Below are 8,729 nucleotides of genomic sequence, written 5' to 3' on the forward strand. Positions count from 1 at the left end.
CGCGGTGCGGCGGATCGCCGACCGGGTCGATGAGGTGCTGGTCGCCCAGACCGCCTGGTCCTACACCTATTCCCAGCCCAAGAGCCCGATCGACTACCACGGCACGGTGGAGATCCGGCCCGTCGACAAGCGCCACGCCAAGCTGCTCTACACGCTGGTCTACGACGCCGACGCCCTGCCCAAGCACGAGGCCGCCGACAAGGCCGCCGACAAGGCCCGCCGCACCGCCCAGTTCACCGGCCTGGTGGCGACCATGAAGGCCGCGGCCGAGGCGAAATAGCCCGACGCCAGGCTTCAGCGGCCAGACTTCAGCGGAATGTGACGATCACATAGACCGCGACCAGGGCCAGCAGGCCGATCACCATCGCCCGGCCGATCAGTTTGCGGCGGGCGGCGGCGCGGTCGTCGATGGGATCGTTGCTCATCGCGCGACCTTAGGCTGGGCGGCGGCGGCGTCCAACCCCGCGCGGCGCTCAGCCCCTCGGCAGGGCGTCCACGAAGGCGCGCACATCGGCGGCCGATCGCTCGGGAATCTGCTCCATCGGCACATGGCCGACGCCCGGATAGACGATCAGCCGGGCTCCGGGGATGGCGCCGGCCAGGCCGCGAGAGTCGTCGGCGGGGATAACCGAGTCGACGGCGCCCACCAGCACCAGGGTCGGGGTGTGGATCGCCGCGAAGGTGGCCGGCGTCACCGGTTTGCGCGGCCCTGCGTTCTGCGTCAGCAGGATCTCCCGGTGTCCCGGAGCGCGGGCCAGATCGACGTAGCGCGCCACCAGCGCCGGCGTCACCAGAGCCGGGTCCACATAGGCCTGCCGCAGCCCGCGCCGCGCCATCGGGGTCGGGTCGATGCGCGCCAGGATCGCCCGGCCGGCCGGATTGCCCAGCAGCTTGAACAGCACGACCGAACCGCCGCCGGGCCTGGCGGCGCGCGGCCAGCCGGCGGCGTCGATCAGGATCAGGCCGTTGAGCCGCTCAGGGTGCGCCAGCGCATAGGCCCAGGCGATGGCGCCGCCCATGGAATTTCCGCCCAGCACAAACCGCGGCGCGCCCAGCCGCCGCGTCAGGTCATCGATCACCGCGACGTCGCCGTCGCCCGAGGCGCGGTAGCCGGCCGGCGCCCGGGTCAGGCCATGACCCGGCAGGTCCAGGCTGATCACCCGATACGCGGGCGCAAGCCGCGCCACCCAGGGCTCCCACGCCTGCAGGGAGGCGGCGAACCCATGCACCAGCACCAGGGTTCGCGCGGCCTTCGGGTCCCCCTGGTCACGGTAGTGGATGCGCAGCCCGCCGGGCAGATCCGCGAACCGCGACGCCGGGCTTGCGTATCTGGCCTCCAGCACCGGCCAGGTGAGGTCGCCCTTGGCGCAGCCCGCCAACAGCGCCGAGCTCGCGGCCGCGGCAAGGACCGCGACCAGCCGTGTCGTCAGCCGCCGCATCGCCACCTCCCAAATCCGCGGCGCGAGATTGCACCGGTGGCCGTTGCGTCAGCCAAGGCGTCCGGTGAGCGCCAGCCTACTCGACGGGCTCGACGGCCTTGACGACTTTCTTGACGGCCTTCTTGCGAACCGCCTTCGGCTTGGCCGGGGGCGGGTCAGCCGCCGCGCCGCGAACATAGGAGGTGTCGCCGCGATCCAGCGTCGTGCTGGTCACGCCCCCCTGGTCGACGGCCACGCCGAGATAGGTCATCTCGCCGTCGCGATAGCTGATGTCGGCCATCGGCACCTTGGGATCGCGCTTCAGCTCGGAGGCGTCGCGAAGGGTCATGCGCAGCGTCATGTCCTTGCGCTTCACGCCATCGGCGTCGGCCTGTTCGATGACCAGGCGGGCTTCCTCCGCGGACGTGCCGCGGCGGCGGGTGGGCTTGGTGTGGCTTGTGGAAGACATGATCAGGCGTCCGCGAAGAAGCCGTGCTCGCCGCTCACCCGCACCTGGCAGGCGCGGCCGGCGTCCTGCAGGGCCCGGGCGCGCTTGTTGGCGGCGGCCTTGGCTTCTTCCTTGTTGAGGCTGTGGTCGGAGAACGCGCCCTGATGTTCCACCGCCCAGCGGCCTTCATGGCGCGCCACGGTCAGGGTCTCGCGATCGGCTGCGCCGCGTATGGCCATGCTGGTTATCCTTCTAAGCGCGGCGCACCCGCCGCGAGCCCGGGATGGTTATCAAAGTGTAAAGGGACTAGATTTCTATATGTAAAACAGCGCGCTGTCTCGCTTGTTCGTCGGAGTACGGGCGATTTTCCTTGCCTCTTGCGGAAGGTCATGGGAAGGTGCGGTCATCGAATATCGTTTTGGCTCGCCTGCTCTCCACCCCCGATTTCCAACTCGGGAGCCGGAACTGCCCTCGACCCTCTCCGAAAATTTGATCTCGCCGCCCATCGTGGGTGCGTGAATACTTAGATACCCGGAAGGGGATACTGATATGGCGACTGGTGTCGTGAAGTGGTTTAACGGCCAAAAAGGCTTTGGTTTCATTCAGCCCGATGACGGCGGACAAGACGTGTTTGTGCACATCTCGGCCGTTGAGCGGGCGAACATGTCCTCGTTGAACGAGGGCCAGAAGATCAGCTACGAGCTGGAAAAAGATCCGCGCAACGGCAAGATGTCCGCTGGCCAGCTGGGCAGCGCCTAAGGACTGACCGCTGGCTCCTCGGAGCCGCGTGAAATCGATCAAGGGTCGGGGCCGCAAGGCCCCGGCCCTTTTTCTTTGGCGATATAATACAATCCGTACCCAAATGGCTTGCAACGCCATGACTCTTATGAGATAATCTCCATATTGAAGGAGATCTCTCGTGTCCGCCCTGTCCGCCAAGCACTTCCACGATGAGCGAGCCGCCTACCGGTTTGTGGAAGCGCACGTGTGGCCGGACGGTCCCGTCTGCCCGCATTGTGGCGGCTTCAGCCGCATCTACGATCTGAAGGGCAAGAGCACGCGCATGGGCGTCCGCAAATGCGGCGATTGCCGCAAGCCCTTCACGGTCAAGGTTGGGACGATCTTCGAGGCGAGCAACGTCAAGCTGCACCTGTGGCTTCAGGCGATGTTCCTGCTCTGCTCCAGCAAGAAGGGCTTCAGCGCCAACCAGCTTCACCGGACGCTGGGCGTCACGCTGAAGACGGCGTGGTTCATGGCTCATCGTATCCGTGAGGCCATGCGCTCCGGCGATCTCGCGCCGTTCGGCGTGGGCGGCGGGGCGGTCGAGGCCGATGAAACCTACATCGGGCGCGAGCCCGGCAAGCCGGTGAAGCGCGCCTTCCACCACAAGATGAAGGTCTTCACGCTGGTGGACCGTGAGAGCGGTCGCGCCCGTAGCATGGTGGTGGACAACATCCGCCCCGCGACGCTCGCCCCGATCATTCTTGAGAACCTCGCCCGCGAGGCCCGGCTGATGACAGACGAGGCCGGTCATTACCTCGCCGTGGGCCGGGAGTTTGCTCAGCATGGCGTCGTTCGCCACGGCCAGGACGAGTACGTCTCCACCGAGGACCGGACCATCCACACAAACACGATTGAGGGCTACTTCAGCGTGTTCAAGAAGGGCACGAAGGGCGTGTACCAGCATTGCTCCAAACGGCACCTTCACAGGTACCTCGCGGAGTACGATTTTCGTTACAACGAGCGCGTGGCCAACGGCGTGAACGACGTCGAAAGGACCTCTCGCGCACTATCTGGGATCGTGGGAAAGAGACTGAAGTACCGGGACTCGTTCCCCGCAGCGGTCTGAGGTTCAGCAAGGAGGAGGCGATCTTGGCACACGATGCCGTCCGGCTGAGCTTCAAGATCGATGCGTTTGAACCGGACTCCATCCCCATGGCTCGGCTTGCCGAGTACATGGGCGACCTCGCGGCCATGTTGGGCGAGAAGGCGGACGTGCATTTCGTTCGTCTCGAAGACGGCTGCGTGCAACTCCTGCACGACGTCTCCTTCACCGCCTATCCGAAGGTCCAAGAGCGCACGACCGCCATTCGTGGCGGCGTAGCGCCCGTGGAAGCCATGAACGCCTACAAGGCGCTCAACCGAAAGCTGGCGGCGGACAACACGTTCGCGTCCTACCGCGAGCTTGACGCGCTTGCGGGCCTCGTCCTCGACTTCCCGGGTGTGAAAGCGCCGAAACCTCTCGAAATCACGCCAGTCGAACAGCCGGGCGCGCTCGTTGGTGTGGTGCAGGGCATCGGCGGGCGGGTGATCAGCGAGAAGGGCGTCAGCGTCTTTATCGATACCGGAGATACCGTCCACACCTGCACTGCTTCTCGCGCCACGGCCAAGGAGCTAGGCCCGTTCATCCTGGGCGAAGAGCGGCGCTTTGAGGGCACGGCCCAATGGCGCCGTGATGAGGATGGCGCTTGGACGCTGCGCAGCTTCGTCATTCGGACCCATGAGCCGCTTGAAGGCGGCGCGTTGTCCGACATTGTGGAGCGGCTTCGCGCGGTTCCCTCTGGGCTGAGCGAGTTGCGCGACCCGTGGGGGTCCGTAATGGCCGACCGGCGCGACGAAGGTGAGCCGCATTGATCGTCGGCGTGGACACCAGCTTCCTGCTCTATTTCTTCGCGCCAGCCAGCGCTGTCGGCGTCCCACTCGATTCCAACGACCAGCCGGTGACGATGGCGAAGGAAAGGGTTGCCGGTCTGATCGATGAACTTGAGAAGATCGGCGCCACGATCATCGTGAGTACCCCTGCGATGAGCGAGTTGATGATCCGCAGCGGCGTACAGGCGGCACAGGCTTGGCTCGCGATCATGAACAAGTCGAAGGTCTTCAGGGTTGTGCCGTTTGACGTGAAATCGGCAATCGAAGTGGCCATGATGGCAGGCCACGCCGTGACGGGCGAAGGGGGCAAGGACCCGAACGCGGGCACGTACGCCAAGCTCAAATACGACAGGATGATTGTAGCGGTCGCTCATACCGAGGGCGCATCGGTCTTCTACTCAGATGACAGCCGCCAGCGGAACATCGCCCAGCGGCTCGGAATGACCGTCAAGGGCTTGGCGGATTGCATTGTCCCTACCGCTGCCGCGCTTCAGGAACTGCCCTTCCAACCGAAACCCGAGACAGAGAAATGACCTCGCGGGTACCCAAGACCGACCAAGCCAGGCGCTTCGAGGAAGCCGCTCGCGAGGCCGGCGCCGACGAAACCGGCGCGGCCTTCGCGCGAGCCTTCGCGGCAATCGTGCCGCCGAAGCGGCGACCGCCGCCGGAGCCCGTTAAGCCCAAGAAACCGAGGGCCTAAGCATGTCGGACTGGCAGATTTTTGTGGCCTTGGGGATGGGCGCTGCGGCAGTCGGCTTCCTGTACAACATCTTCCTTGAGGTGCGGTCGATCCGCCGGATGGTGTTCGACAGGCACGAGCGCGACGGCCTGTTTGAGGTCAACGACAGCGGCGACTGAGGCCGGCTGGGTACGGATTGTATTATATCGCCTTTTCTTTGGCCGGGTCCGTTGGCCCGCGCCCATCTTTGCCAGGGCCCCTGCGCGTTGACCCAAGGGCCGCGTTGACCAAGGGGACCGTGCTGCCTATGTCGGTCGTCAACGGCGTTCCCCCTAAGGCCGCGCCGCCACTCCAGCCGCAACGGGAAACGTCCATGATCAAGTCTGCCGCCGCAGGGCTCGCCGCCCTGGCCCTCAGCGCCACCGCCGCCCTTGCCGAGGTGCCCGCCCCGGCGCCGGCCGCGCCGCCGAGCCCCAGCATCGTTCGCGGCACGGTCACCGCCATGACCGACGGGTCCCTGACCGTCAAGACCGCCAAGGGTCCGCAGACCGTCGGCCTCGCGCCGGCGTGGTCGGTGGCGGTGATGAAGCCCGTGGCTATCGACGCCATCCAGCCCGGCAGTTTCATCGGCACCTCGGAGATGCCCAACAAGGACGGAACCAGCGGCAAGTCGCTCGAGGTCCACGTCTTCCCGCCCGGCGTGAAGATGGGTGAGGGCCATTACGGCTGGGACCTGAAGCCCGGCTCGATGATGACCAACGGCACCGTCGGCACCGTGGTGGCCGGCAAGCGCGGGAGCCGCGAACTCGACGTCAGCTACTCCTACGGCAAGCGCCACATCACCGTCCCCGCCAAGGTGCCGGTGGTGCAGATCACCCCCGGCAAGCGCGACATGGTCAAGGTCGGCACGCCGGTGTTCATGGTCGTCCAGAAGGTCGCCGGCGGCCTGATGGCCGGCTCGGTCTCGGTCGGAGAAAACGGCGCCAAGCCGCCGATGTGATAGGACGCGGCATGACTGAGGCCGCGCCCCAAACGCCACCGCTCAAGCCCAATCCCCTCGTCGGGCCGGGAATGCTGCTGGTCTGGATCGGGCTGGGCGGCCTGCTGGTGAACCAGCCCAGCGGCCTGGCGGTCTTCGCCTTCGTCATGGTGGGCTGGATCCTGTCGGTGATGGCCCATGAGTTCAGCCACGCGGCCACGGCCTTTCTCGGCGGCGACCATACGGTGGCGGAGAAGGGCTACCTGGCCTTCGACCCACGGCGGTATGGCGACCTGGGCGTCAGTCTGGTGATCCCCCTGCTGGCGCTGGCCATGGGCGGCATCGGGTTTCCGGGCGGGGCGGTCTATATCCGCAACGACCTGATCCGCACCCGGTTGTGGCGTTCGGCGACCTCGCTCGCCGGGCCGGCGGCGACGCTGGTCATTCTTCTGGCGCTCAGCTTCGGTCTGTCGTTCTGGGCGGGATGGGGCGTCCAGGGTGAGGGGCCGCTGGCGCTGTTCGAGGCGCTCAGCGTGCTGGCCTTCCTGCAGGCCATGGGCCTGATCCTCAACCTCCTGCCGATCCCGGGCCTGGACGGCTTTGGGGCCATCCGCCCGTTCCTGCCCGCCAGCCTCGCCCCGCACATCCGCAAGGCCGAGGGTCTGGTGATGGTCGGCCTGCTGCTGGCGCTGTTCGTGATCCCGGGGGCCAGCGCCGCCCTGTTCCGCGCCGCGGCGTCGCTCAGCCTGGCGCTCGGCCTCAACCTTGAGGCGCTGCGGGCCGGCTGGTCGGCGTTCCATTTCTGGCGGCCCGCATGATCGCCCAGATCCTCGTCGTCGCGGTCGCCGCCTCTGCGCCGGCGCAGATCACCGCCCAGCAGGTCCGCGCTTTCGTCGAACGCCAGGCGCGCGCCTGGAACGCCGGCGACCTGGCCGGCTATTTCGCGACCTTCACCCCACAGGCGCGTTTCACCGATCAGGCGCTGGGCAATGACAACCGGATCGTCCCCTACGGCGTCAGCACGCTGGACCAGGCCCGCGCCCAGGCCGGGCGCGTCTTCGCCTCTTCGCGGGTGCGGGAAACCTCGGTCATCACCGCGATCACCATCGCCCCCGATGGCCGGCGCGCGCAGGTGGCCGACGACGAGGTCTCGGAGATCACCAAGGGCGGCAAGCTCCGCCGCGTGTGCGGTCACAGCGTCGCAAATCTTGTGCTGACCCCCGCCGGCCTGCGCTCCACCGGCCAGACAGACACCATCGTGCGTTGCCGCGCTCGGCCTATCCGCTAAGTTCGCAGCCATGATCAGCAAGCGCTTCCTGCTGGCGCTTGCCGCCGGCCTCGTCCTCGCAGGCCCGGCGCTGGCTCAGCCCGCCGGCCCACACCCCCGCGTGCTGATCGCCACGCCGCTCGGCGCCATCACCGTCGAGCTCTACCCGGACAAGGCGCCGATCACCGCGGCCAACTTCCTGAAATATGTGGATCGCCGGCTCTATGACGGCGCGACCTTCTATCGGGCGTCCAAGCCCCCGGGCCAGGCCGCCAACGACTATGGCACTGTGCAGGGCGGCCTGCAGAACGACCCCAAGCGGGTGCTGCCGCCGATCGCCCACGAGAGCACGCTGAAGACCGGTCTGAGGCACACCGACGGGACCATCTCCATGGGCCGCCACGCGCCGGGCACCGCCCAGGCCGACTGGTTCATCTGCCTGGGCGACATGAGCTACCTCGACGCCGACCCCAAGGACCCCAAGGCCCCCGGCTTCGCCGCCTTCGGCCGCGTGGTCGACGGCCTTTCGGTGGCCCAGGCGATCCTCGGCCAGCCCACCGACCCCAACGCCGGCGCAGGCGCGATGAAGGGCGAGATGATCGCCAGGCCGGTGCGCATCATCTCGATCCGCCGCGCCCCGCCGGCGCCCCCGCTCGCGCCGGTCGCGCCGACCCCTGCCGCGCCCACATCACCCGCCGCGCCGACCGGCCCGCCGTGAGCCCCCCTCCACGTCGCGGGTCGGCGTTGATGTGCCCTGGGTGACCAGCTGGTCCTCCGAGCGGGTCACCGGCGTGGCGCTCTGCCCGTCGGCGCCAAGGGCCTGGGCGTCTGGCTGCCGGCCGACTTCGTCGACGACCTGCCCCTGCTCGACGCGGGCGCCATCGCGCCCCTGCACAGCGCCTGCGCCATGCGGGCCCTGGCCAATGCCCGCACCTGGCGGGAATGGATGACCCTGAGATGAAGATCATTCCCGGCGCCTGGATCGTCGCCGTCCTCAGCGTCGAGGCTCGGCCCAGCCCCGAGGCCGGCGCGGCGCCCCGGCGCGGCATGGCCGCGGTGACCTTCCTGCAACCGATTGGCGCACCTTAGCCCAGCCCCAGACCGGGCGCCCAACCGCGCCCTTGCGCGCCAAGGGTCGGATGAGTAGGTTCCGCGCCTCGCTCAGCGGGCCCCGCATAGGGTCCGGCCCCGACTTCTGGAGAGGTGGCTGAGTGGTCGAAAGCACCGCACTCGAAATGCGGCGTGCCTGGAAGGGCACCGTGGGTTCGAATCCCACCCTCTCCGCC

At 67.6% G+C, this 8,729-nt stretch carries 15 protein-coding genes and 1 tRNA gene; 12 read left to right on the forward strand and 4 right to left on the reverse strand.

Translation table 11 applies throughout. From position 1 onward, the window contains the following. On the forward strand, nt 1-280 hold a 280-nt coding region (locus RMN86_RS11515), incomplete at its 5' end, for a hypothetical protein (RefSeq protein ID WP_309605988.1). A gap of 193 nt (nt 281-473) precedes the next feature. Here the strand turns inward: RMN86_RS11515 and RMN86_RS11520 are convergent. From RMN86_RS11520 to RMN86_RS11530, 3 genes are all read right to left on the reverse strand, one after another. After that, complete coding sequence (locus tag RMN86_RS11520; protein WP_309605989.1) at nt 474-1,439, reverse strand: alpha/beta hydrolase; 966 nt, start codon at nt 1,437-1,439, stop codon at nt 474-476. A gap of 76 nt (nt 1,440-1,515) precedes the next feature. Further along, nucleotides 1,516-1,887 carry a hypothetical protein gene (locus RMN86_RS11525; protein ID WP_309605990.1) on the reverse strand — a complete coding sequence of 124 codons (372 nt, stop codon included), beginning with the start codon at nt 1,885-1,887 and terminating at the stop codon, nt 1,516-1,518. Nucleotides 1,888-1,889: 2 nt separating this feature from the next. Beyond that, nucleotides 1,890-2,105: a hypothetical protein gene (locus RMN86_RS11530; RefSeq protein WP_309605991.1), complete on the reverse strand. Its 216-nt coding sequence runs from the start codon at nt 2,103-2,105 to the stop codon at nt 1,890-1,892. 310 nt (nt 2,106-2,415) lie between these two features. Between RMN86_RS11530 and RMN86_RS11535 the strand changes: the two genes are divergently transcribed. The 9 genes from RMN86_RS11535 (at nt 2,416) to RMN86_RS11575 (ending at nt 8,161) form a co-directional block, all read left to right on the forward strand. Next, complete coding sequence (locus tag RMN86_RS11535) at nt 2,416-2,625, forward strand: cold-shock protein (protein WP_309605992.1); 210 nt, start codon at nt 2,416-2,418, stop codon at nt 2,623-2,625. 160 nt (nt 2,626-2,785) lie between these two features. Next, on the forward strand, nt 2,786-3,715 hold the full coding sequence (locus RMN86_RS11540; protein ID WP_309605993.1) for an IS1595 family transposase: 930 nt from the start codon (nt 2,786-2,788) through the stop codon (nt 3,713-3,715). A gap of 23 nt (nt 3,716-3,738) precedes the next feature. Continuing rightward, a complete protein-coding gene (locus RMN86_RS11545; protein WP_309605994.1) occupies nt 3,739-4,500 on the forward strand; it encodes a hypothetical protein in 762 nt (253 codons plus the stop codon). After that, nucleotides 4,497-5,051, forward strand: a complete 555-nt coding sequence (locus RMN86_RS11550; RefSeq protein ID WP_309605995.1) for a PIN domain-containing protein — start codon at nt 4,497-4,499, stop codon at nt 5,049-5,051. Before RMN86_RS11545 ends, RMN86_RS11550 begins: the two co-directional genes overlap by 4 nt. Before the next feature lie 169 nt (nt 5,052-5,220). Continuing rightward, nucleotides 5,221-5,376: a hypothetical protein gene (locus RMN86_RS11555; protein WP_309605996.1), complete on the forward strand. Its 156-nt coding sequence runs from the start codon at nt 5,221-5,223 to the stop codon at nt 5,374-5,376. 194 nt (nt 5,377-5,570) lie between these two features. Beyond that, nucleotides 5,571-6,197, forward strand: a complete 627-nt coding sequence (locus tag RMN86_RS11560; protein ID WP_309605997.1) for a hypothetical protein — start codon at nt 5,571-5,573, stop codon at nt 6,195-6,197. An 11-nt stretch (nt 6,198-6,208) separates the two neighbouring features. Next, on the forward strand, nt 6,209-6,994 hold the full coding sequence (locus RMN86_RS11565; protein ID WP_309605998.1) for a site-2 protease family protein: 786 nt from the start codon (nt 6,209-6,211) through the stop codon (nt 6,992-6,994). Beyond that, nucleotides 6,991-7,464: a hypothetical protein gene (locus RMN86_RS11570; protein ID WP_309605999.1), complete on the forward strand. Its 474-nt coding sequence runs from the start codon at nt 6,991-6,993 to the stop codon at nt 7,462-7,464. The genes RMN86_RS11565 and RMN86_RS11570 overlap by 4 nt, the downstream gene beginning before the upstream one ends. 10 nt (nt 7,465-7,474) lie before the next feature. Beyond that, complete coding sequence (locus RMN86_RS11575) at nt 7,475-8,161, forward strand: peptidylprolyl isomerase (RefSeq protein ID WP_309606000.1); 687 nt, start codon at nt 7,475-7,477, stop codon at nt 8,159-8,161. Here the strand turns inward: RMN86_RS11575 and RMN86_RS11580 are convergent. Beyond that, entirely contained in the window at nt 8,132-8,338 is a 207-nt protein-coding gene (locus RMN86_RS11580; RefSeq protein ID WP_309606001.1) for a hypothetical protein, read from the reverse strand. The genes RMN86_RS11575 and RMN86_RS11580 overlap by 30 nt on opposite strands. Nucleotides 8,339-8,400: 62 nt before the next feature. On the opposite strand from RMN86_RS11580, the gene RMN86_RS11585 reads away from it, so the two are divergent. Together RMN86_RS11585 and RMN86_RS11590 are read left to right on the forward strand one after the other, a co-directional pair. Beyond that, nucleotides 8,401-8,532, forward strand: coding sequence for a hypothetical protein (locus RMN86_RS11585; protein ID WP_309606002.1), 132 nt, complete (start codon nt 8,401-8,403; stop codon nt 8,530-8,532). A gap of 108 nt (nt 8,533-8,640) precedes the next feature. After that, a tRNA-Ser gene (locus tag RMN86_RS11590) sits at nt 8,641-8,727 on the forward strand. Nucleotides 8,728-8,729: the final 2 nt, after the last annotated feature.

It is taken from the genome of Phenylobacterium sp., from assembly GCF_031360265.1.
Classification (GTDB): Bacteria; Pseudomonadota; Alphaproteobacteria; order Caulobacterales; family Caulobacteraceae; genus Phenylobacterium.